Annotated in this window: 18 protein-coding genes; 1 reads left to right on the top strand and 17 read right to left on the bottom strand. The window is 48.0% G+C overall.

The window, feature by feature from the left end; genetic code table 11:
- Window position 1 precedes the first annotated feature (1 nt).
- The 12 genes from smc to ACKPBX_RS13215 all read right to left on the bottom strand — a co-directional run bounded on the left by smc (window position 2) and on the right by ACKPBX_RS13215 (window position 16,048).
- A complete protein-coding gene (gene smc, locus ACKPBX_RS13270) occupies window positions 2–3,562 on the bottom strand; it encodes a chromosome segregation protein SMC (RefSeq protein WP_407702555.1) in 3,561 nt (1,186 codons plus the stop codon).
- A gap of 31 nt (window positions 3,563–3,593) precedes the next feature.
- On the bottom strand, window positions 3,594–4,283 hold the full coding sequence (gene rnc / locus ACKPBX_RS13265; protein ID WP_319995608.1) for a ribonuclease III: 690 nt from the start codon (window positions 4,281–4,283) through the stop codon (window positions 3,594–3,596).
- Between the two features lie 198 nt (window positions 4,284–4,481).
- Window positions 4,482–6,254, bottom strand: a complete 1,773-nt coding sequence (locus ACKPBX_RS13260; protein WP_319995607.1) for an oligopeptide ABC transporter substrate-binding protein — start codon at window positions 6,252–6,254, stop codon at window positions 4,482–4,484.
- 15 nt (window positions 6,255–6,269) lie between these two features.
- The gene (locus ACKPBX_RS13255; protein WP_370738856.1) at window positions 6,270–7,106 is read right to left on the bottom strand and encodes an ABC transporter permease; all 837 of its coding nucleotides are present in this window, start codon (window positions 7,104–7,106) and stop codon (window positions 6,270–6,272) included.
- A 156-nt stretch (window positions 7,107–7,262) separates the two neighbouring features.
- Window positions 7,263–8,225 carry an ABC transporter permease gene (locus ACKPBX_RS13250; protein ID WP_319995606.1) on the bottom strand — a complete coding sequence of 321 codons (963 nt, stop codon included), beginning with the start codon at window positions 8,223–8,225 and terminating at the stop codon, window positions 7,263–7,265.
- A 2-nt stretch (window positions 8,226–8,227) separates the two neighbouring features.
- On the bottom strand, window positions 8,228–9,169 hold the full coding sequence (locus ACKPBX_RS13245) for an ATP-binding cassette domain-containing protein (protein ID WP_319995605.1): 942 nt from the start codon (window positions 9,167–9,169) through the stop codon (window positions 8,228–8,230).
- Window position 9,170: 1 nt separating this feature from the next.
- Window positions 9,171–10,184: an ABC transporter ATP-binding protein gene (locus ACKPBX_RS13240; protein ID WP_119093082.1), complete on the bottom strand. Its 1,014-nt coding sequence runs from the start codon at window positions 10,182–10,184 to the stop codon at window positions 9,171–9,173.
- A 209-nt stretch (window positions 10,185–10,393) separates the two neighbouring features.
- Window positions 10,394–10,633: an acyl carrier protein gene (locus tag ACKPBX_RS13235; protein ID WP_086628147.1), complete on the bottom strand. Its 240-nt coding sequence runs from the start codon at window positions 10,631–10,633 to the stop codon at window positions 10,394–10,396.
- Between the two features lie 138 nt (window positions 10,634–10,771).
- Window positions 10,772–11,785: a phosphate acyltransferase PlsX gene (gene plsX / locus ACKPBX_RS13230; protein WP_319995604.1), complete on the bottom strand. Its 1,014-nt coding sequence runs from the start codon at window positions 11,783–11,785 to the stop codon at window positions 10,772–10,774.
- Between the two features lie 27 nt (window positions 11,786–11,812).
- Window positions 11,813–13,849 carry an ATP-dependent DNA helicase RecG gene (recG, locus tag ACKPBX_RS13225; RefSeq protein WP_319996439.1) on the bottom strand — a complete coding sequence of 679 codons (2,037 nt, stop codon included), beginning with the start codon at window positions 13,847–13,849 and terminating at the stop codon, window positions 11,813–11,815.
- A 122-nt stretch (window positions 13,850–13,971) separates the two neighbouring features.
- On the bottom strand, window positions 13,972–15,642 hold the full coding sequence (locus ACKPBX_RS13220; RefSeq protein WP_086628150.1) for a fatty acid kinase ATP-binding subunit FakA: 1,671 nt from the start codon (window positions 15,640–15,642) through the stop codon (window positions 13,972–13,974).
- A gap of 43 nt (window positions 15,643–15,685) precedes the next feature.
- Window positions 15,686–16,048 carry an Asp23/Gls24 family envelope stress response protein gene (locus tag ACKPBX_RS13215; RefSeq protein ID WP_086628151.1) on the bottom strand — a complete coding sequence of 121 codons (363 nt, stop codon included), beginning with the start codon at window positions 16,046–16,048 and terminating at the stop codon, window positions 15,686–15,688.
- 342 nt (window positions 16,049–16,390) lie between these two features.
- On the opposite strand from ACKPBX_RS13215, the gene rpmB reads away from it, so the two are divergent.
- Complete coding sequence (gene rpmB / locus ACKPBX_RS13210) at window positions 16,391–16,579, top strand: 50S ribosomal protein L28 (protein ID WP_068562155.1); 189 nt, start codon at window positions 16,391–16,393, stop codon at window positions 16,577–16,579.
- A gap of 97 nt (window positions 16,580–16,676) precedes the next feature.
- Here the strand turns inward: rpmB and ACKPBX_RS13205 are convergent, their stop codons facing one another.
- The 5 genes from ACKPBX_RS13205 to ACKPBX_RS13185 all read right to left on the bottom strand — a co-directional run bounded on the left by ACKPBX_RS13205 (window position 16,677) and on the right by ACKPBX_RS13185 (window position 21,805).
- Entirely contained in the window at window positions 16,677–17,345 is a 669-nt protein-coding gene (locus tag ACKPBX_RS13205) for a thiamine diphosphokinase (protein ID WP_168173174.1), read from the bottom strand.
- Window positions 17,335–17,994: a ribulose-phosphate 3-epimerase gene (gene rpe, locus ACKPBX_RS13200; protein WP_119093086.1), complete on the bottom strand. Its 660-nt coding sequence runs from the start codon at window positions 17,992–17,994 to the stop codon at window positions 17,335–17,337. Before rpe ends, ACKPBX_RS13205 begins: the two co-directional genes overlap by 11 nt.
- Window positions 17,995–18,014: 20 nt before the next feature.
- A complete protein-coding gene (rsgA, locus tag ACKPBX_RS13195; RefSeq protein ID WP_319995603.1) occupies window positions 18,015–18,911 on the bottom strand; it encodes a ribosome small subunit-dependent GTPase A in 897 nt (298 codons plus the stop codon).
- 105 nt (window positions 18,912–19,016) lie between these two features.
- The gene (pknB, locus tag ACKPBX_RS13190; protein ID WP_319995602.1) at window positions 19,017–21,059 is read right to left on the bottom strand and encodes a Stk1 family PASTA domain-containing Ser/Thr kinase; all 2,043 of its coding nucleotides are present in this window, start codon (window positions 21,057–21,059) and stop codon (window positions 19,017–19,019) included.
- On the bottom strand, window positions 21,038–21,805 hold the full coding sequence (locus ACKPBX_RS13185) for a Stp1/IreP family PP2C-type Ser/Thr phosphatase (RefSeq protein WP_119093089.1): 768 nt from the start codon (window positions 21,803–21,805) through the stop codon (window positions 21,038–21,040). The genes pknB and ACKPBX_RS13185 overlap by 22 nt, the downstream gene beginning before the upstream one ends.
- Window position 21,806: the final 1 nt, after the last annotated feature.

The raw sequence follows: 21,806 nt of genomic DNA, 5'->3' as shown, positions 1-21,806 counted from the left end.
CTTAACCTATGTCTTCGTAATCTTCAAATTTGACTGATGCCAGGCGGGATACGCCGGAATCCTGCATGGTCACACCGTACAATGCATCCGCCTCTTCCATCGTGCCTTTGCGGTGGGTGATCACGATGAACTGGGTCAATTCGGTTGATGCTGCCAGGTATTTCCCGAAACGGGATACATTCGCTTCATCCAAGGCAGCCTCCACTTCATCCAAAATGCAGAACGGCACCGGTTTGACCTCGATGATGGCGAACAGGAGCGCAATCGCAGTGAAGGCTTTTTCCCCTCCGGAGAGCAGGCTGAGCTGCTGGAGTTTCTTGCCTGGCGGCTGCGCGACAATTTCAATGCCGGTCTCCAACAGATCATTCGGATCCGTCAGCTCCAACGTCGCTTTGCCGCCGCCGAATAATTTCGGGAAGGTTTTTTCGAATTGCTTTTTGATCTGGATGAAAGTCTCCTTGAAACGCAAGCGGACTTCATCATCCATTTCGTTCATCGTATTGAGCAGATTCCCTCGGGCAGACAGCAAGTCCGTCTGCTGTTCCGAAAGGAAAGTGAACCTTTCGGAAATACGATCATATTCCTCGATTGCACCCATATTGATCGGACCCAGCTCTTCAATGTCTTTTTTCAGCTTTTTCACTTGGCGGGCTGCCTCTTCGGGTTCTTGGGTCAACTGATGCTCTTGTTTCGCGGCTTCAAAACTGAGACCGTACTCCTCGCTCAAATGCGCAAGGTGATGGTCGATGGCGATTTCATAGCGCCCGGCATTCGTTTCCAGCTTGGCGTGCTCACTCCATAATTTTTGGAGATTTTTATTTTTTTCGTTCTGTTCGGTTTCCTGGACGGCGCGATTCTGTTCGGTTTGCTTTTTCCGCTCCCGCAACTGTCTCAAATCTGCATCGAATCCAGCTTTTTCTGCAGTCGTGGACTTCAGCTGCGTCGTAATTTCTTGGATGGTCAGCGTCTCCGTATCGGCCAGTTTGGCGACTTGATCTTGTTTGCCTTTCAGCGAGCTGATGGCCTCCTGCTCCGTTTGGATGCGCTCAGTCGACAGTTTCACGTCACGCCGCAATTGCTTTTCTTGCTCCTGCAGGACCGCAAGCTCTTGGTCTGCTTGCTGCCGGTTCGACTGGACGTCCTGCAGCAGTTTCAAGCGCTCCTCTTCATCCAGGCTGGATTCCGCTATATCCTTCTGAAGCTGGTCGATTTCGCTGTTTAGGACGAGCAAATTTTGTTGGGCTTGGGCCAATCGCGTTTGTCTGTCCTCTTTCTCTTCATAGAACATGCGCTTTTCATATTCATGTGCTGCCGATTCTTTTTCTTTCGTTGCGATTTCAGCTGTCACTTGCTGCAGGGAAGTTTCTCTTTGCTGCAGTTCGAACTGTTTGATTGTCGCTTTTTGGCGTTTATCATCCAGTTCCTCCTGCAGACTTTGTTGCTGCAGCGACCATTTCTCTTGCTCTTGTTTCAGCTGATTGTATTGGATGGACAACTGTTGCACATAGTCGGTCAGTTTGTTCAGATTGTTTTTGCGGGCCAATAAGGATGCTTCTTGTTGACGCCTTGTCGCGCCACCCGTCATCGATCCGCCGGCATGGATGACATCCCCTTCCAGGGTTACGATCCGGTAACGGCTCTGCAATTTCTTGGAAATCTGCAAACCGTCCTGGATATTTGACGCTACAATCGTTGTCCCCAACAAACTGCTGACGATCGCGTTGTACATTTCCTCATGACCGATCAGCTCATTCGCGACGCCGATATATCCGGGACTGTTTGCCAATGTCGTCCGCACAGCCGCTGGCAAAATCTTGCCTTGGATGACTGTCATCGGAAGGAAAGTCGCGCGACCCAAGTGTTGGGCTTTCAGAATGCCGATACATTGGGATGCAGTGCGTTCATCGGCCACCACAATATGTTGCATCGTGGCTCCCAGAGCGATTTCGATGGCTAATGTATATTTTTCGGGAACTTGGATCAATTCAGCAACGGGACCACGGATACCCGGAACGCTGTCTCTTCTCCTCAGCATTTCCTTTACGCCTTGATAATAACTGGCATAGCTGTCGTCCAACTCCTGCTGGCTCTCACGGCGGGCTTCCGCCTGCTGCAGATTCCGGGTTACGGTATCCAGCTCAGCGTTCAGTTGTTGGAGTTTGGAAACAAGCTGGAAGCTATTTTGTTTGCAGTCCTGCAGTTCCGATTCCAGATTGGCATTCTCTTCAACAAACTGGACGTATTCCTCATTCAAAGATTGCTGTTTCGCCTTTAGTTGGCGCAGATTCTTCCTGAGTTCGTCACCTTTCGAAAGGAAACGGTGCTCCTGTTCGGTTGCAAGCGTCATTTCTTTTTCGAGATGGACGGTTGTGTTCCGGTTGCTGGATTGTTCCTGCAGCCTGTTGATGTAATCGTTCCGGAGTTGCTGGACAAGCTCTGCCTTGTTTTGCGTCAGTTGCGCTTCTTTTTCGGAAAGGCTCGCTCTTTTTTCCGAAAGTTCCTTCCTCGCTTCCACTTTCGCTGCAAGCTCAGTCCGCAAGGCCGCCAGATTGGCTTTTTCAGTCTTTATCAGCGCCTCTTTTTCAGCGATGATCTGGGCTTGCTCTTCTTGATTCTTTGACGAGTACAACGCCCTTTGCTGGAAAACCTGCTTTTGCCCTTCCAGCTGTTCCAATTTCTGGATGACAGTGACGTAGCCGGTCTGCAGGGCTTCCAATTGTTCGTCGCACCCATCCAACTTTTGTTTCAGTTCCCGCAAAGCAGTCTGGGTGCTCGCAAGCGACCGTTCTTCCGTGCTGATTTTCCGGTCATAATCGGCCAGTTCTCGTTTGCTCGTTTGCCACTGCACATTGAGCCGTTCAATTTCGGAAGCGGTCAAAGCGATTTCGATCTCGCTTAATGACGCTTTTTTCTCCTTGTATGCCAAAGCCGTTTTCCTTTGGAGTTCCAGAGGCGCGAGTTGACTGTTGATTTCGTGCAGGATGTCCTCAATCCGATTCAGATGCTCTTCCGTTTGGGAAAGCTTCCGTTCGGCGCTCGTTTTGCGGTTTTTGTATCTGGCTACCCCGGCTGCCTCTTCAAGGATGATCCTTCTGTCCTCGGGTTTATTCTGAAAAATCTGTTCCACTTTCCCTTGCGAAATCATGGAAAAAGAGTCTTTTCCGATGCCCGAATCCATCAATAATTCCGTTATGTCTTTCAATCGGCATGGCTTTTTGTTGATGAAACAATCACTGTCGCCATTGCGGTTGTATCTCCTGGTGATGCTCACTTCGCTGAATTCCAGCGGCAGGAATCCGTCCTCGTTGTTCAGGATGAGGGTAACTTCCGCAATGTTGACAGGCTTGCGTGTCTGCGATCCGGCAAAAACGATATCGTCCATTTTTTTCCCGCGCAGATTTTTTGCGGATTGTTCCCCCAATACCCAGCGGACAGCTTCCGAAAGGTTGCTCTTGCCGCTTCCGTTCGGCCCTACTACCGCTGTCACACCTTCATCAAATTCGATTACGGTTTTGTCGGCGAATGATTTGAAACCCGACATTTCTATTCTCTCAAGATGCAAAGATAACATCCTTTCCGGTGAAACTTGCTATTCATTTTTTTAAAGATTCCAAAGCGTTTTGTGCCGCTTTCTGTTCAGCAGCTTTTTTGCTTGGGCCTTGCCCTTGACCCAGCACTTTTCCGAATGCACGCACTTCCACATCAAACCGTTTTGCATGCGCAGGCCCGTCTTCGTTCAGAAGGATATATTGGATATCCACGTCCCCATTTTTTTGCAGTTCCTCCTGGAGACTGGTCTTATAATCCATCACATGTGAAAAAGCATCCTCGTTTAACTTCGTGACCATGACTTGGTTGATGAATTTTCTGGCGGCTTCGATTCCTTGGTCAAGGTAAACGGCCCCGATGAACGCTTCAAATACATCACACAACAAAGCCGGACGTTGCCTTCCGCCCATATTCTCTTCCCCTTTACCCAAACGGATATAAGAGTCGAAATGACAGTCCTTCGCGAAAGCGGATAAGCTTGGTTCGCAGACAATCTGCGCACGCAGACGGGTCATTTTGCCTTCATGCCACGTATCATAAGTATGAAACAAATAATCGGAGATGACGACCTCCAAGACCGCGTCGCCCAAAAATTCCAATCGTTCATTGTCCTGCAATGCCAGATGACGATGCTCATTCACATAAGATGAATGGGTAAAAGCTTCATGCAAAAGTTTCTCGTTCCTAAAAACAATCGAGAAGTCAGTTGCTATTTGTTTGACTATTTTTTCCAATTCGTTCCCTCCTTTCCTTGTATGGACTCCTTACTGTCAAGCTACTTTTGAAAATTTAGTCCTTTTTCATTATACGACAAATGCGTTCCATAAGCACGCAAATTTAGTTTCCAAACAGTCTGTCCCTGCCGACGCGAAAAGAGGCCCGGACAAAATCCGGGCCTCTACTTCATTTCTGATAACCAAACGGAACGCGCATTACCTGACCGGTTCTTCAGATGTCAGTTCGATGGTTTCCCACCCTCTAGTTGCGCCATAGCGGATATTGAAGTTCTTGACGCGGTTGTTGACGGCAAAAATCTGCGTACGCCAGAAAGTGGGGATGACTGGTGCTTCCTCGAACAGCAACGCTTGCCATTCCTGATAGATTCCCGTCCGCGTGTTTTCGTCCGCGGCAGCCGCCGCATTGATCTGATCCAACAAAGCATCATTCTTTTCGTTTGTCCAACGGGTATAGTTGAGAGCACTGGTACGACCGAACATTTCGGTCGGATTGGGATCCATGCCTGTCCCCCAAGTTGCCTGATAGACATCAATTGCCGGACTGTCGGATGCAAGCATGTCATGGAATTTCTGATATTCAATCAATCTTCCTGTGGCGAGCGAAACATCCAAACCGATTTCTTCCCATTGCTGGATATAGTAGGCAACAACCGCCTCCGTTGCGTCTCCGCCTGCTACGGCCGCAAAGTTGATTTTGAGCGGCTCTCCGTCAGGCATTTCCCGAAAACCGTCTCCGTCACTGTCCAGATAGCCGGTCTCATCCAGCAGACTTGATGCCTTCACAGGATCGTAACTGAAGCCAACTGCCTCCTCATCACTGATTCCTTCAAACGCTGGTGGAATCATAGTGTTTGCCGGTTGCCGCAGCCCATCGAAAAGGACCGCAGCTACAAATTCGTTGTCGAGCGCATATGCCATCGCTTGCCGCAATGCCGCATCCGCCATTTTTGAACTCAGATTAAGGCTGTTGGCGCCTGATTCAACGTCTTGGGATCCCAGTTTGAACCCGATGTAAGTTGTCGCCAATTCTTCTCTGCCCAACAAGGTTATATTGTCGAAATCTTTGTAGCTTTCGTAAGAACTTGCCGGCATGACAGCGACGTCGTAATTTCCCGCTTCCATTTCGGATACGATCGTTGTTGAACCGACTACTTCAACAAGAATATTATCCAACTTCGGTTTCCCTTTCCAATAATATTCATTGGCTTCAAAAAGGACCGACTCGCCCGGAACGATCGCCTTGATCCGGAACGGACCCGACCCGACAGGTTGCTCACGCAGTTGGGACGAACTCATCATTTCCGATACAGGGATACTTTCCAGTTGGTGCCTTGGCAGCGGTTGGCTCCATAAGGCACCCCCCGCCTGCAAAAGGGATGGATTCAATTCTTCGAAAGCGATGGTGAGGTGCGTATCATCCAAAACTTCGATACCGATAATCGAATCCGCAGTGCCTTCATGGTATTCGGTCATGCCCACGACATTCGCGAAAGAGTCTCCATAAAGGGGACCGGCATAGTCCGGATGCCCGATCACCTCATAGGCATACAGGATATCGTCGACAGTAAGCGCCGCTCCATCCGACCACTTCAGGTTATCCTGTAAAGTGATCGACACCGTTTTTAAATTTTCATTGCGTACAAAAGTGGCCATGCCATCTTGCGTAAGCTGAAACTCTTCATCATACGAAAAAATGGATTCATGTGAAAAACCCATGAGTTCTTCATCATACGCATCCTCTGAAAAAACAGGGTTGAATACACCCTGGAAGGATGATTCGGCAACCAGAGCATATTTCAACACTCCGCCGGCGATGGCGGGGGCATCGCTGTTCATGACAGTATCGAATTCCTGTATGACAGCTGATGAAGCAGGCAAGTCCCCGTCCGTTTCCAATAGAACCTCCTTGTTTCCACAGCCAGCCAGCATCGCAGCAAACAAAAAGGGAACGATCATTTTATTCAGCATAGCTCAGTCTCCTTATCATGCTTGCATTTGTTTAGCATCTGCCGCACGCCGCAATGCCTGTCCGACATAAATGATGCACCACAACACCGCGAAGATGAGTGTGGATGCTGGTAACCATACCCATGTATAGTTTTCAAAAACTTCAGGGGCAATTGCATAACGCAGCAAATTGCCTATACTCGGCACGTTGGGCGGCAAGCCTAAGCCGAGAAAACTCAAGCCTGTCTCCATCCCGATATTCCTTGCCAAAGACATAGTCGTATTGATGATGACCAGTGAACTTAAATTAGGCAGTATTTCACGGACCATGATCAGCAAATCGTTTGACCCTGCAGTTTTGGATGCCCGCACATAGTCACGTTTGGCCTCCGCACGCGTCCGGTTACGAAAAACCTTTGATTTCCCTGCCCAATTGAATGCGCTCATAAGCAATATGAATGTAAAGAGATTGTATTCCGATACGATGGATACGAGCACGAGAACAAACACGCTTGCCGGAAGAACCATGATGGATTCAACGGAGCGCATAAGCAGGCCATCCAGGAAGCCACCGTAATAGCCGGACAGCAGACCCAAGCCGATTCCGATGAATCCGGTCAAGACTGTCACGGCGGTCCCGGCCAGCAGCGAGGTGCGCGCTCCCAGCAACAGCTGGCCCAGCACATCCCGTCCCGCTTCATCCGTCCCCAACAGATGGTTTTTCCCAGGCGAAGCATACCTGTTCAACAGATCCACCTTCATCACTTGGCTCACATCAAAAAAAAGGGAGCCGACAAAGACCAGCAACAAGAGCAAAACGAGCGTACCCAAAGCTATGACCGCCAACTTGTCTTTTCGGAATTCTCCAAGCATGCCTCGGAAATCGACTACAGTTTTTGTTTCCTCATTCACTTCATGGCTCAAACGGTTCTCACTTGCCGCAACGGAGGCAAGCTCCGTCTTCAACTCTTCCATTCGTCCTGCTTTCTTTTCTTCCTCCGTATTCAACATATCCCCCCTTTCCTCTTGCTATCTCATTCTGACGCGCGGATCCGCAACGGTCAAAATGATGTCAGATACTACTGTGCCAATCAAAGCAGCCAGCCCATAAATCAGCAACAAGGCAACGATGACACTGAAATCGCGTGATTCTAAAGAACTGATGAACAATCGGCCGATTCCCGGATAGGAAAAGATGTATTCGATAAAGATGCTGCTCCCTATGAAACCGGTAATGTCATAGCCCAACAAAGAAGTTACCGGCATACTCGCGTTCCTGAAGATGTGTCTCCGATACACCATGCTCTCCGGAACGCCTTTTGAGCGGGCTGTCAGTACATAATCTTCTTGCTTTGCCTCGATGATGCCCGACCTTAAACGTTGGATGTTGCCAGCGGATGCCGAGAGGGCAAAAGCCAGTGCCGGCAACGCTAAGTGGTGGAGCCTATTCCAAAGAGAGGCAAATATACTTTGCGTTTCCGGCAACAAGGGCATCCCCCGCGTAGGAAACAATTCCAGTTGAAATCCAAAAAGCCAAACCAGCAGCAAGGCAACAACAAATATCGGCAAGGCAAAACTGATCCTGTTCAAAAACCGAATGATTTTATCTCCCAAAGAGCCATTAAAACGCCCTGCATAAATGCCAAGCGGAACAGCGATCAGATACGACAACAAGAGCGAGGCCGCTGCCAACCAGAGCGTGTTGCCAAGCCTTGCCCCAACCAGAACAGCCACAGGCATCCGGTAAGTGTAACTGAGGCCGAAATCCCCTCTGAGCATATTTGTTATCCATTGCAGATACCGAATGTACCAAGGGTTATCCAGAACCGCGCTCGCCTGGATCGCGTCAACGCTGCCCTGGTCCATCCCCGGGACGATCAGCCCAGTCAGAGGATCTCCGGGCATCCATTGTGCCAGCGCAAACACCAATAAACTGAACGCCAACAGTTGCGGAATGATAAAGAAGAAGCGTCTCAGAATTCTGTTCCACATCTTTAACGCTCTCCTTTCGATGGTTTTCCGGCAATGCGATGTGTTTTCGACAACGGGATCAAATCCCCAACACGACCGTCCTTTGCCAGATAACTCTCCATGCTTTGTTTATATTCTGATTCTATTTCCCGCCGCAAACGCTTGTGCAACTCCCGGTTGCCCGGATCCAAGTTCGGAATTGCGGAAAGGAGCCTTTTCGTGTAAATGTGCTGTGGGTTGAGATAGATGTCCTGCCTGTCTCCGTATTCCACGAACCTTCCTCGGTACATGATGGCCAATTCATCGCACATCTGCTTCACGACGCCTAGGTCATGAGAAATGAACAGGTAGCTGAGTTTATATTGTTCTTGGATGCGTTTCATGTAATTCAGCACCTGCGCCTGAACGGAAAGATCCAATACCGAAACGGGTTCATCAGCTATGACAAACTTTGGCCGCAGTGCAACCGCCCGTGCCAACGCTATGCGTTGCCTCTGCCCACCGGTGAATTCGTGAGGATACTTCCGCAGCGCAGCTTCCGGCAACCCAACCATTTCCAGCAGTTCCAGCACGCGTTTTTTTTCTTCCTGCTGGGAAAGCTGCTCAAAATTATGCAAAGGTTCGGAAATGATTTGGCCGATTTGTTTTTTCGGATTCAGACTCGCACCCGAATCTTGAAAAATCATCTGGACATTGCGTTTGTGGTCTGATTTCCGCCTGGCTATCGCAGCGGTTACGTCAGTGCCTTCATAAATGATTTGGCCGGCAGTTATCCGCTCCAATCCGACGATCGCCCTTCCGACAGTTGATTTTCCGGACCCTGATTCGCCCACCAAACCGTAATTTTTACCTGCTTCCAAGGAAAGACTGATGCCGTCGACGGCTGCAAGGCTCTTTTTGCTGGATAAGAAGCCGCTCTTGAGCGGGTAGTGAACCTTCAAATCCTTGATTTCCAAAAGTCCCATCTTACTCACTCTCCCCTTCAAAACGGAAGGACTCATGGCACGTGCACCTGACAAAATGCCCTTTAGAAACCTCATGCATTTTGGGTGATGGTTCATGCGCGGAAAATGGAATCCATGGAATCCGTTCGGCAAAACGACAGCCCTGCTTAGGCAACTGCTGCAGGGAAGGGACATCGCCTTGAATCACATAGAGGTCCCCGGAATCCGATTCGAGGGTGCCATTCGCTTGCGGCATCGAACGCAACAAAGAACGAGTATATGGATGCTTCGGATCCGTGAACAGATCAACGACATCGGCTGTTTCGACAATTTGGCCCGCATACATGACGGCTACTCTGTCCGCAATCTCGGCTACAACACCCAAATCATGGGTGATCAGGATGATTCCGGCACCCGTGTCGTCCCTCACTTCGCTCAACAGATCCAATATTTGAGCTTGAACAGTGACATCCAAAGAGGTCGTCGGTTCATCCGCGATGATGATCGGCGGCTCACAGGCGACAGCAATGGCAATGCCGACCCGCTGACGCGCTTCACCTGATAGCTCATGCGGGTAGCGTGTGGCTGTCCCTTCCGGATCCTCCACTTTAACTTGGACCAACAATTCACTCACACGCAGCGAACGTTCCTCTTTGGTCATCCTGGAATGGTAAAGCAACACTTCTTCTATCTGTTCATTTACCGTCATCAAAGGATTGAGGGCCGAAAGAGGATCTTGAAAAATCATTCCGATATCGTTTCCTCTAATGCGGTTATAGAGCGTTTCATTCAGATCGATTAGATTCAGGTTCTGATAGATGATCTCTCCCGAAATTCGGGTATTCACCTTATTATGGAGTCCGACGATTGTTGTGGCCAGGGTACTTTTCCCGCAGCCGGACTCTCCTACAATCGCTAAAATTTCATTTTTTTCCAGACTGAAGGAAACATCATCCACTGCATCGTAATAGTTATCCTGCATTCGGAATGCGGTGTGCAATGCGTTTATCTCCAGCAAAGGTCTTCCAAGTCCCATCGTGCGCCTCCTCCCATGTATATATAACAAACTTGATGAAATATCTCCTAACATTATACGTTTAAGCACATGCAAAAACAACCGCTATTTCATTCATTTTTAATGCATTTCATATTTATGCCATAATCCGTCCTCTTGGCCTGAAAAAAAAGCAACATTGGCTTTTGAAAACCGTCAACGTTGCTTCTGTCGTTAAATTATTGCGATTCTTATTTTTGAGAATCGATGTAGTCGACTGCGTCTCCTACTGTGATTATCCTCTCAGCATCTTCATCGGAAATCTGTACAGCGAAGACATCTTCCAGTTCCATAACGAGTTCAACAATATCCAATGAATCCGCCCCAAGGTCGTTTTGGAAAGTCAACTCTCTCGTAACCTTTGCTTCATCGACACCGAATCGTTCAATAACCATCTTGGCTACTCGCTCAAAAGTAATTGTATCTGCCAAGCGTTACACCTCCATTATCGTTCCATAACCAATTACATCACATTTACTGGAAATATTTTGTAAAGGCTCACATCTATTTTACCCATACACTAATCTTTTGTCTATATTTTTTTATTCCTGCTCGGTTTTACTTACGGGCTAGGCATTCATTTCATCAAAGTGCTTCACGACATCATCGATGACGTGGGAACTGATGATTTTGCGGATCTGTTTCACTGTGTGATAGACAGCGACTTTATCCGCAGATCCATGCGTCTTGACGACCGGCGCACGCAATCCGAACAACACTGCTCCTCCATGCTTCGAATAATCCATCGTATCCTTGATTTCCGAAAAGGAATCCTTGATAAGCATTCCACCGATTTTTGTCTTCAGGCCGCCTGAAAGCAATTGGGTTTTGATCAACTTCAGCAAGGACATTGCCGTACCTTCCATCGTCTTCAGGACAGCGTTCCCGGTGAAGCCATCCGTCACGACGACATCCGCAGCTCCAAGTAAAATTTCCCGCGCTTCAACATTGCCCGTGAAATTGAGTTCGGAATCTTCTTCCAATAACACATAAGCTTTTTTGGAAAGTTCACTGCCCTTCGTTGCTTCGGAACCATTGTTCAACAAAGCGATCCTTGGGTTGTCTATGCCTTGCACAAACTTGGCATAATACGAGCCCAAAAGCCCGAACTGGTAGATGTTTTCCGGTTTGCAGTCAGCATTTGCGCCTGCATCCATCAACAGGAACTGTTCATTCTCTTTTCCGATGACTGGCAGAATCGGCATCAAGCCGGGTCTGTCGATCCCTTTGATCCGGCCGATGATCAATAATCCGGCTGCCAGAAGCGCTCCGGTATTCCCTGCCGAAAATAAAGCGTCGGCTTCTTTGTTCTTGACTGCTTGAGCAGCAAGCACCATGGAAGCTTGTTTTTTTCTGCGGATTGCCTTGACGGGTTCATCGTCGCTCTCGATCTTTTCGGTCGTATGAACGATCGTGATTTTCCCATCTTCGGCATATTGATTCCCTAAAGCTTTGCGTATTTTGGCTTCGTCACCAAAAAGCAAAAATTCTAAATCATTAAATTCTTTGGCAGCCATTAAAATGCCCTCTACTATAGCTTGGGGCGCAAAATCCCCGCCCATCGCATCGACAGCGATTTTCATAGATCATATACCTCACTTTTATTAGTTTCACTGCAATCTCTTTAACTTCTCTTTTTCGCGTTCGACTGCTTCCCGCAAACTTTCGTAGGCTGGGTTACTTTCAAAGTCTTGTTCGCGTGTGATTTGGATAGCGTCATTGTGTGCACTATCCAAAATGACGGCATCCCGCACGATATCTCCGGATTTGAAATCGGGCAAGCCGGATTGTTTGTTGCCGAAAAGATCACCCGGTCCGCGCAGTTCCAAATCCCGTTGGCTCAGGTAGAAACCGTCAGTCGACTCCACCATGATGCGCATGCGTTCCTTGCCGTTATCGGTTTTCGGATCGGCAACCAGCACACAATAGGATTCTTTGTCTCCCCGGCCCACTCGCCCCCGCAATTGGTGGAGCTGTGATAATCCGAATCGGTCGGCATCTTGAATGACCATCACTGTTGCATTCGGCACATTCAGCCCTACCTCGATGACTGTCGTCGATACCAGAACCTGCAGCTCGTTGTTTTGGAAACGGCGCATGATCTGATCCTTTTCTTCCGACTTCAGACGGCCATGCAACAGACCGATCTGATATTTCCCTTTGTAATAGGCCGTCACTGCTTGATGCACATCTTCCGCGTTCTTGACGTCCAGTGATTCGGATTTCTCGATCAGAGGTGTGATGATGTACGCCTGCTGTCCATTATCCATCTGTTTCCGGATGAACTCAAGTACATTTTCAATCTTGTCCGATTTGTTCCAGATGGTTTTGATCGGTTTTCTGCCGTCGGGCATCTGATTGAGCACCGAAACGTCCATTTCGCCCATCGTGGTTATCGCCAATGTCCTCGGGATCGGCGTGGCGGTCATATACAATACATTCGGGTTATTCCCTTTTTCGTTCAACTTGTGCCTTTGTTGAACACCAAAGCGGTGCTGCTCATCGGTGATGACCAAGCCAAGGTCGGCAAAAACGACATCCTCTTGGATCAGTGCATGCGTTCCGATGAGGATATGCAAGTCCCCTTCAGCAAGGCGGTGCAACAATTCTTTTCGGTCCTTTGCCTTCGTGCTGCCGGTAAGCAGGGCAACGGAGACATCGGTATATTCGAACAGGCTCTGCAGGGTGCGATAATGCTGTTCCGCCAAAATTTCAGTGGGTACCATGAAAGCTCCTTGGTACCCGCCTAGGACGGTAGCCATCAGGGCGACCACCGCTACGATCGTTTTGCCGCTGCCGACGTCACCTTGCAACAAACGATTCATTTCATAAGGTTTGCGCAGATCTCGACAGATCTCGTTGACGACCTTCTTTTGCCCATCCGTCAATTCAAACGGCAAAGTCGCTATGAATCCCTTCAGCTTGTCCACATCATACAGAATCGGAATGCCTCGATTGTTGGTTTTGCGGCTCAACTGCAGCAATTGCAGGCGCACCTGGTAAAGGAAGAATTCCTGATAGATGATTTGCCGTCTCGCTTGCTCCGATTCTTCATCATTTTTGGGAAAGTGCATCGCTCGGATGGCTTCCCTATGGCTCATCAGATGATACGTCTGCAGCAGATGCTGCGGAAGAATCTCGGGAATGACCGGGGCATAAAGTTCGATCGCCTGTTTGATCAGATTCAGGACGGTCTGCTGCTTGATCGCCTTATTGACGTGATAAATGGCGGCATAATCATCCTGTCCGTTCGAACTGCCGAGGATCTTCATCCCAGCCAAAGATTGGCGTGCGCGTTCCCATTTACCGAAGATCGCAACCTCATCCTCAAGCTGGAGCTTTTGTTTCAGGTAAGGCTGATTGAAGAAGGTTACCGAAATGATGGCATCTTCGATGGCTAATTTGAATGATAACCTGCTTTTTTTAAAACCGTAATGGTGTACGACCGGAGCCGTCACGACTTGTCCTTTCAGCGTCACTTTGTCCGAATCCTCGATTTCGTCCAATGTTTTGACTTTTATGTCCTCATACCGGAAAGGAAAATGTGTGATCAGATCATAGATCGTATCGATGCCCAACGAATGCAGCGCCTCAACCCTCTTCGGTCCTACATGGGGCAATTCCCCGACTGGATCATAAATATCCAATTGCTTGTTGTCTTCCGCTTCCATCCGTTCGCCTCCTTTCTTCCGGGAGCAGGACAGTTTCTTTGACCAACCGTTTTTGAAAAAGAAAAGCCGAACAGAGAAACTCGTTCAGCTTTTTCAGATTATTCTACAGAAAGAAGATAACTGTATACCGGTTGATTGCCTTCTTGCACTTCCACTTCCAAAAAGTCATATTCCGCTTCGATGACCGCTGCAATCTCTTTGCTTTCTTTCTCATCGCTGTCTTCCCCGAAGATGATGGTGACGATTTCGCTATCATCCGTGATCATTTTTTTCAGGGTTTCTATCGTTGCGGCTTTTCTGTCCTTGTCGGCCGTCAGGATTTTCCCGTCGACGATTCCCATGAAGTCGTCTTTGGTGATCGCCAATCCGTCGATGACTGTGTCGCGCACCGCATTCGTGATCTGTCCGCTGACAACATTTTCCAGTTCAGCAGTCATGTTGGCTTTATTCGTTTCCAGGTCCACCGATTCATTGAAGGCAAGCATGGCTGTCAGACCTTGTGAGATCGTCTTTGAAGCCACTACAACCACATCCGCATCAGAAACTTCGGCAGCCTGATCTGCAGCCATGAAAATATTTTTGTTGTTCGGCAAAATGATTGTTTTTTCGGCATTTGTGCTTTCGATAGCCTTAAGGATATCTTCCGTGCTTGGATTCATCGTTTGCCCGCCATTGATGATCGTGGAGACGCCCATACTCTTGAACAGGGCATGCACACCTTCACCGGCAGCAACAGCTATCACGCCATAAGGAATTTTTTCAAGTTTCTTGGCGGGTGCATCGGCTTTTTCAAGGACTGCATCATGTTGCATGCGCATGTTGTCCACTTTGATTTTCATCAGTGAGCCGAATTTTTGGCCGTAGTTCATGACTTCCCCTGGATACTCGGTATGCACATGGACTTTCACGATTTCGTCATCAGCGACGACCAATAGGGAATCCCCGATTTCGTTCAGATGATTACGGAATGTATCGTAGTCAAATGTGTCCGTCACGGTTTCGCCTTCGCCTAATTTGACCATGATTTCTGTACAATAACCGAATTCAATATCTTCTGTCGCAATGGAATGCGAAACGTTATGATAATTTTCCTGGTGAGCGATTTCGGTTACATCCGCTTGTGAGATGACTTTTTCCGCGGACGGCACTTTTTCACCGGTCAAGGATTCCATGAAACCTTCATAAATGTACACAAGGCCTTGTCCGCCGCTGTCGACGACGCCTACCTCTTTCAATACCGGCAACAGATCCGGCGTCTTATCCAACGCAATCTGCGCGACTTTAAGGACTGTTCCCATCAATTCAATGATGTCATCCGTATGTTCGGCTTTTTTAACACCGGCTTTTGCGGATTCGCGCGCAACCGTAAGTATGGTGCCTTCCACAGGTTTCATGACCGCTTTATAGGCTGTCTCGACGCCGTGGGAAAAAGCCTCAGCAAAGTCAGCTGTATTCAAAGTTGCTTTGCCTTCGATCGCCTTTGAAAAGCCGCGGAACAGCTGGGATAAAATGACGCCTGAGTTCCCTCTCGCCCCCATCAATAAACCTTTAGCCAAGTCCGATCCTAATTGATCTATTTTTGTAGCATTCGACAGCCTTACGCGTTCAGCGCCGGATGTGAATGACAGATTCATGTTTGTGCCCGTGTCTCCATCCGGAACAGGGAACACATTCAAAGAATTCACATATTCTGCATTCTCGCTAAGGCGTTCGGCGCCGATTGCGACCATCGCCTTAAAGTCTTCCGCTGTTAATTCAGTTTTCTTCACCTTATAATCCTCCTTCACCATAAAGCATGGTGATCTGTAATCTTTAGTCCTTTAATACTCTAACGCCTTGGACGAACACATTCACTGTATTTGCGGAAAAGCCCAACATCATTTCAAGATTATATTTGACTTGTGTTTGAACATTCCGGCAAATTTCAGAAATTTTTGTTCCGTAGAGTACAATGATATAGACATCAACAGCTACTCCATTTTCTTCTTGGCGAATCACGGCACCGCGTGAATAGTTCTCTTTTTTCAATATTTCACTGATATTGTCTCTGATTTGATTTTTGCTGGCCATGCCGACAACTCCATAATTATCCGTGGCGGCGCCGCCCACTACCGTAGCGATCACGTCGTTCGATAAGTCAACCAGCCCATATTGTGTTTGGATTTTAACTGCCATTTTTAATAGCCTCCTTTATGTGTGCACACAATCGTTAATTACAAATTATGATAGCATATTTTATACAAAAGAAATAACTTTTTGCGATTAAATTTCTCATTTCCGCTCGATTTACGGCAATTCTGACTATTTTCCGATATATTTTCAGCGTTTTCTCATCTCCCCTTCCTCTCTTTTTGAGGATGGTCAAATGCGGATATTTGATGAGGACAGGATAAAAAAAACAGCTGTCAAGTATTTTTCCTTTAAAACAGTTGCATTCACTTTTGAATTATGATAAATTAATCAAGTGTATGAATTGGAAAGAAGCTTTGCTTCTGTAACAGCAAAGGAGGAAAGAAAATGTCAAAAGAATGTTTCGTAACAGGACGTAAAAGCCGTTCAGGTAATAACCGTTCCCACGCTATGAACTACACAAAACGTACTTTCAAACCAAACTTACAAAAAGTTCGTATCTTAGTCGATGGAAAACCTAAAAAAGTATGGGTTTCAGCTCGAGCTTTGAAATCTGGTAAAGTTGAAAGAGTATAAAAATATAGATGAGCCCCGGGACCATGCCATGATTCCAGCTCATCTTTTTTTTATTTATCGTTAAAAAATAAAGGAAAGCGGCCGCGGCCGCTTTCCTTTATTTGCGTTTGTCAGCACTTTGGATGACGGCCAAAAGACCGGATTCAAAAGAAAAATGCATCTCAGCCTTAGACTCTTCAAACTCATTGCTGACCAAAGCTATCGGGTAATCGTAATCTTTTCCGTTCAAAGGATAGACAACCCCGGTCAGCGTCAACTTTTCGATGGGGGTCATGCCTATGAATGACAAATATTTTTTATCACTTTCTTTTTCAAGAGCGTAACTGCCGGGCGGATAAAACCGCAAGGTATTATGCAAATCCATCAGGCTGATTTTACCTGCCATCTCTTTCACGAGCGGATGGAATGCCAACCACAAATTACTCATCAGATGGTCCAAACGCCCTCCGAAAGCACCCAAAAGAATGATTTCTTCCGGATTGAACGTTTCGATCGCATAGGCAATGGCCGCCTCAGTGTCCGTTTCGTCTTTTTGCGCAGGAAGGATGCGGCAGACACGGCTTTTCTTTTTGATTTCTTCCATTTCATTCGGGGTGACAGAATCAAAATCACCGATGGCCGCATCGAAATGTGTGCGCAGCTCGGCAAGCGTCAACGCTCCCCGGTCTGCACCGACCAACCGATGGCTTTCCGAATAACGCAGGACCAAAGCATCGACATCCGTCTGGTCGCCGCCGACCACAATCACCACTTTCTCAGACTGCATTATGGCAAGCATCCTTCAGTCGGCTGATTGCCGCTGCTGGATTTTCATCGTCATAAATATAGGACCCTGCTACGAATACATCCGCACCTGCCTGAATGCACTTGACGATCGTCTCATGGGTAATGCCGCCATCAACTTCGATTTCGTAATGATAACCATGCTTTTCGCGCAAGAAAGCCAGTTCTTGGATTTTGTTCAGGGTGCTTTCGATGAAGCCTTGCCCCCCGAAGCCCGGGTTGACGGTCATGACGAGCACCATGTCGACATCGCCCAAAACGGGTTTGATGACGTCTACGCTTGTGCCTGGATTGATGACGACGCCGGCTGCAATGTTTTCATTTTTGATCATCTGGATCGCGCCATGGATGTGGGCAGTTGCTTCCGCGTGAATCGTGATGATATCGGCGCCGGCCCTGGCGAAAGCCGGGATCAGATTTTCAGGTGTATTTACCATCAAATGGCAATCCAACGGTAATTTTGTGTGTGGACGGATTGCCTGCACAACATTTGGGCCCAACGTCAAATTGGCAACAAATTGGCCGTCCATGGCATCGATATGGATATAATCGGCACCAGCTTGTTCGACCAACTTGACGTCCCGCTCTAAATTCGCAAAATCAGCACTTAATATGGATGGAGCAATTTTCATTTTCACACACACCTTATCTCTTATTTTTTTTTATTGTACATCGGTTTGCGCCCGACGATTTCCTCATGGAACTGCAGATAGTGTTCGTATCTGTATGGGGCAACCTCTCCGGAGGCAACTGCCTCTTTCACCCTGCAATTCGGCTCGTTGATGTGCATGCAGCCGCCGAATCGGCATTGATCGCGCAGCGCTTCAAAATCCGGGAAAAAGGAAGGCAGATCGACCGCTTCAATGTCGATCAAGTCGATTGTACTGAAACCAGGCGTATCAGCAATCAAAACCTCCCCTACAGGATGCAACTCGACATGTCGCGTCGTATGGCGGCCTCTGCCCAAGGCGGTCGAGATTTCGCCTGTCAGCAAATCCAGTTCGGGCATCAGTTGGTTCAACAAAGTAGATTTTCCGGCGCCGGATTGGCCCATAAAAACCGCCATCCCTTTGCCCATGCTCGTGACCAATTCTTCCAAGGAAGAAGCTCCCTCAGGATAATCAGACAGAATCATCGTGTATCCGATCGATTCATAATAGGTTTTGTACTGTAGCATCTCCATCTTGGCTTTTTCATCCAACAGATCAATTTTCGTAACGTAGATGATGGGACTGATGTTGTTTGCTTCCAGGTAAACCAAGAAACGATCCACCAGATAAGAAGAAAAATCGGGTTCGATCGCCGACATCACAATGACGCCAAAATCGACATTCGCCACAGTCGGGCGAATCAATTCATTTTTCCTTGGGTAGATGTCCAGCAGAACGCCCTCCGTTAAGTTGTCACTTTCGAAATCGACAAAATCCCCAATAAGCGGAGCCATGTTTTTCACGCGGAAGTTTCCTCTTCCTCTCGTCTGATACGTTTGACCATCCACATACACATAATAAAATCCGCTTATTGCTTTCCTGACTTGTCCTTTTTGCAAATCGACAACGCCTCCTAGTTTAGTTCTTTCTCTCTATTCTACACTGTTCTACAAAAAAATGACAAACCATTTTGATGTTTGTCATTTTTTGCAGCCTATTTGTTTCTATTGTGTTAGTTCAGAAGCTTCGTTGATGACTTCGCCATCTCTTTCGATCCGGTAGGAAGCGGAGCTGCCTTCCAGAATACGGAAATTCAATGTCACGAGCTCATCCGCTGCTATATCGAACTCACGGAATACGTCACTGAGCGCATGATCTTCGTCCTGCACATAAATGACGATATGGTTCGGCTTGTTGGAAGAACTGCTGGCAGTTCCATTGCTGTTGGCATTTTCATTGCCTTGACTGTTGCTGCTCTCAGAACTGGGTTCCGAAACGGCTGCAGCGAGATAGGGAATCGTGATGGTACGGCTGAAGGAAATCACTTGCGGCTCTTCAGGTCCAAGCGAAATCACCACACTCAGGGCATCACCGGATACAAAAGCGGATCCATCTGCAAGACTTTGGCTTATGACCAGACCTGCTGCTATCGTATCGGAATAAGCTTCAGTGACCGTCAATGCGAGCCCGTATTGCCCTGCATAATCCTCGACGCTTTTTCGCGTATATCCTGATAGGTCGCGCATCGTATAGGATTCATTTCCGTCGCTCACCAGAAACGACAGCGTAGTTTCGCTTGGTTTCACTTCTGAGCCAGGCTCTAAACTTTGGCTGATGATGTTACCTGCAGCGACTTCGCTGCTGAATTCATGTGTCCTTTCGATCGTAAACCCTTCTTTACGCAGGTCTTCCAGAACACTTTCATATTCTTGGCCTTCATAGTCGAGAAGCGTGAACAATTCCTCGCCCAGACTGATGATCAGGTCGATTTCATCACCGGCTTCAACGGCTGCACCGATTTTTGGTGACGTTTCAATGACAGCATCAGCTTCGACCTCATCACTGTGTTCTTCCGTTATATCCCCCAAAGTCAAACCTGCGTCCTCCAATGCGAGGCGTGCGCTGGCTTGATCCATATTGGACACATCCGGTACTGTCAGCGCATCTGCTTCCTGGTTATTGTAAAAGAAGAGGAAAAAGCTGGCGATCAGACCCAGCAGCAACACCCCGAAGAGAACGAATGTCCACTTCTTTCGTTTTTGCTTGCCTCCAGCGGCCTCTCGCCCTGACTCGTATTCCTGGATCGGTTCAGCTTTCACGCTTGGTGGCGGAGATACAATCGTGTTACCGCTGTCCGCTTTGGCAACTACTTCAGCGGACAAGGGAGTGAGTACTTTGGTTTCCTGCAACAGCGATACCGGCATGAAAGGTGCTTCGTGCAAGCGTTCCTCATACAGGCAGGTATCAAGATCCGCCATCATTTCTTCACAGGTGGCGTAACGGTCTAAAGGTTCTTTCGCCGTGGCTTTCAGAATGACATTTTCCAAACTTTGAGGAATCTCCGGATGGCTTTCCCGGATGAAAGGCATCGGTTCCTGAAAATGCTTCAGCGCGACGCTGACAGCCGACTCCCCATCGAAAGGAACCTTACCACTCAGCAATTCATACAGGACAACCCCTAAAGCGTAGATGTCTGATTTTGAAGTGGCCATGCTGCCTCTGGCTTGCTCCGGAGACAGGTAATGAACGGAGCCCAACAGCGTATTCGTCTGGGTGATCGAAGTTTCCGACAGCGCAACCGCAATGCCGAAATCGGTAATTTTGATGCGATCTTGATTATCGATCAGAATATTCTGTGGCTTGATGTCCCTATGGATGATCCGGTTTTTGTGGGCCAATGCCACAGCCGACAAAACTTGGTGCATGATATGGATCGACTTCTCCGGCGAAACCCTGCCTTGAATGTCGATATATTTTTTCAGATCCGTGCCATCGATGAATTCCATTACGATATATTGCAAGCCATCTTCTTCATCCACATCATATACACCTACGATGTTGGGATGGATCAATTGCGTGGCTGAGAGGGCTTCACGCTGGAAACGGCGCAGGGCATCCTTGTTGTCGCGGAAGTCAAAGCGCAATACTTTGATGGCGACTGGGCGATCCAAAATTAGATCATGGCCCAGGTAAACGTTCGCCATCCCGCCGCTTCCGATATGTCGGACGATTTTATAGCGGCCGCCTAATTTCTTTCCTGCCTCCACAGCGGTTCCCCCTCTCTATCCGTAAAATCAGCCAAAAGGACTGTGATATTATCCAGGCCGCCAGCTACATTCGCTTTATCGACCAAGGAAAGGACTTTTTCTTCCAGAGGAAGCCATTCCTTCAGCATCTGGGCGATCTCTTCATCATCCATCATGTTAGTCAAACCATCGGAGCAAAGCAACAACAGATCGCCCTGCACAAGCGGCATAGCCAAGATATCGATATCCAGTTTCCGGGAAACGCCCAAGGAGCGCGTCAAAATGTTCTTTCTTGGATGATGTTGTGCTTCCTCCGGGGTTATTTCCCCTGATTTGATGAATTCATTCACCAAGGAATGATCCTCCGTGATTTGACGGAGTTTATAATTTCTGTAGACGTAAGCCCGACTGTCGCCGATATTGGCAATAATGACTTCCTTGCCAACGACGGCAGCCGCCACCAAAGTCGTACCCATTCCATCCAAGTCGCTGTAATCCAAAGATTTTTGAAAAACCAGATCATTGACGCGCTGGATGTTGGCGATCAGCCAGCGGGACAATTCTTCGCTGCTCGTGAAACGGGATCCTTTCCAGGCTGCCCCCAGATGGGATACCCCCATCTCACTGGCGACGTCGCCAGCCTTATGGCCACCCATGCCATCGCATACGATCATGAGCGGCTGCTGGGCTTCATTGACGAAATAACTCACATAATCTTGATTGATTGCTCTATTTTTGCCTCTATCACTTTTGAAGGCTATCTGCATT

Origin of the sequence: Trichococcus shcherbakoviae, assembly GCF_963666195.1 — a bacterium.
Taxonomy (GTDB): Bacteria; Bacillota; Bacilli; order Lactobacillales; family Aerococcaceae; genus Trichococcus; species Trichococcus shcherbakoviae.
Note: the sequence above shows the minus strand (reverse complement) of the source record. Positions and strands in the feature narration are given on the sequence as shown.

Coding starts and splice junctions, on each gene's coding strand:
- ACKPBX_RS13240 (WP_119093082.1), bottom strand. CDS start 10,184: ATGGGACTTGGAAGACCTTTGCTGGAGATAAACGCATTGCACACCGCA.
- ACKPBX_RS13260 (WP_319995607.1), bottom strand. CDS start 6,254: ATGCTGAATAAAATGATCGTTCCCTTTTTGTTTGCTGCGATGCTGGCT.
- ACKPBX_RS13250 (WP_319995606.1), bottom strand. CDS start 8,225: ATGTGGAACAGAATTCTGAGACGCTTCTTCTTTATCATTCCGCAACTG.
- ACKPBX_RS13205 (WP_168173174.1), bottom strand. CDS start 17,345: ATGCAGTCTGAGAAAGTGGTGATTGTGGTCGGCGGCGACCAGACGGAT.
- ACKPBX_RS13215 (WP_086628151.1), bottom strand. CDS start 16,048: ATGGCAGTTAAAATCCAAACACAATATGGGCTGGTTGACTTATCGAAC.
- plsX (WP_319995604.1), bottom strand. CDS start 11,785: ATGAAAATCGCTGTCGATGCGATGGGCGGGGATTTTGCGCCCCAAGCT.
- ACKPBX_RS13255 (WP_370738856.1), bottom strand. CDS start 7,106: ATGCTTGGAGAATTCCGAAAAGACAAGTTGGCGGTCATAGCTTTGGGT.
- ACKPBX_RS13185 (WP_119093089.1), bottom strand. CDS start 21,805: ATGCAGATAGCCTTCAAAAGTGATAGAGGCAAAAATAGAGCAATCAAT.
- ACKPBX_RS13245 (WP_319995605.1), bottom strand. CDS start 9,169: ATGGGACTTTTGGAAATCAAGGATTTGAAGGTTCACTACCCGCTCAAG.
- rpmB (WP_068562155.1), top strand. CDS start 16,391: ATGTCAAAAGAATGTTTCGTAACAGGACGTAAAAGCCGTTCAGGTAAT.
- rpe (WP_119093086.1), bottom strand. CDS start 17,994: ATGAAAATTGCTCCATCCATATTAAGTGCTGATTTTGCGAATTTAGAG.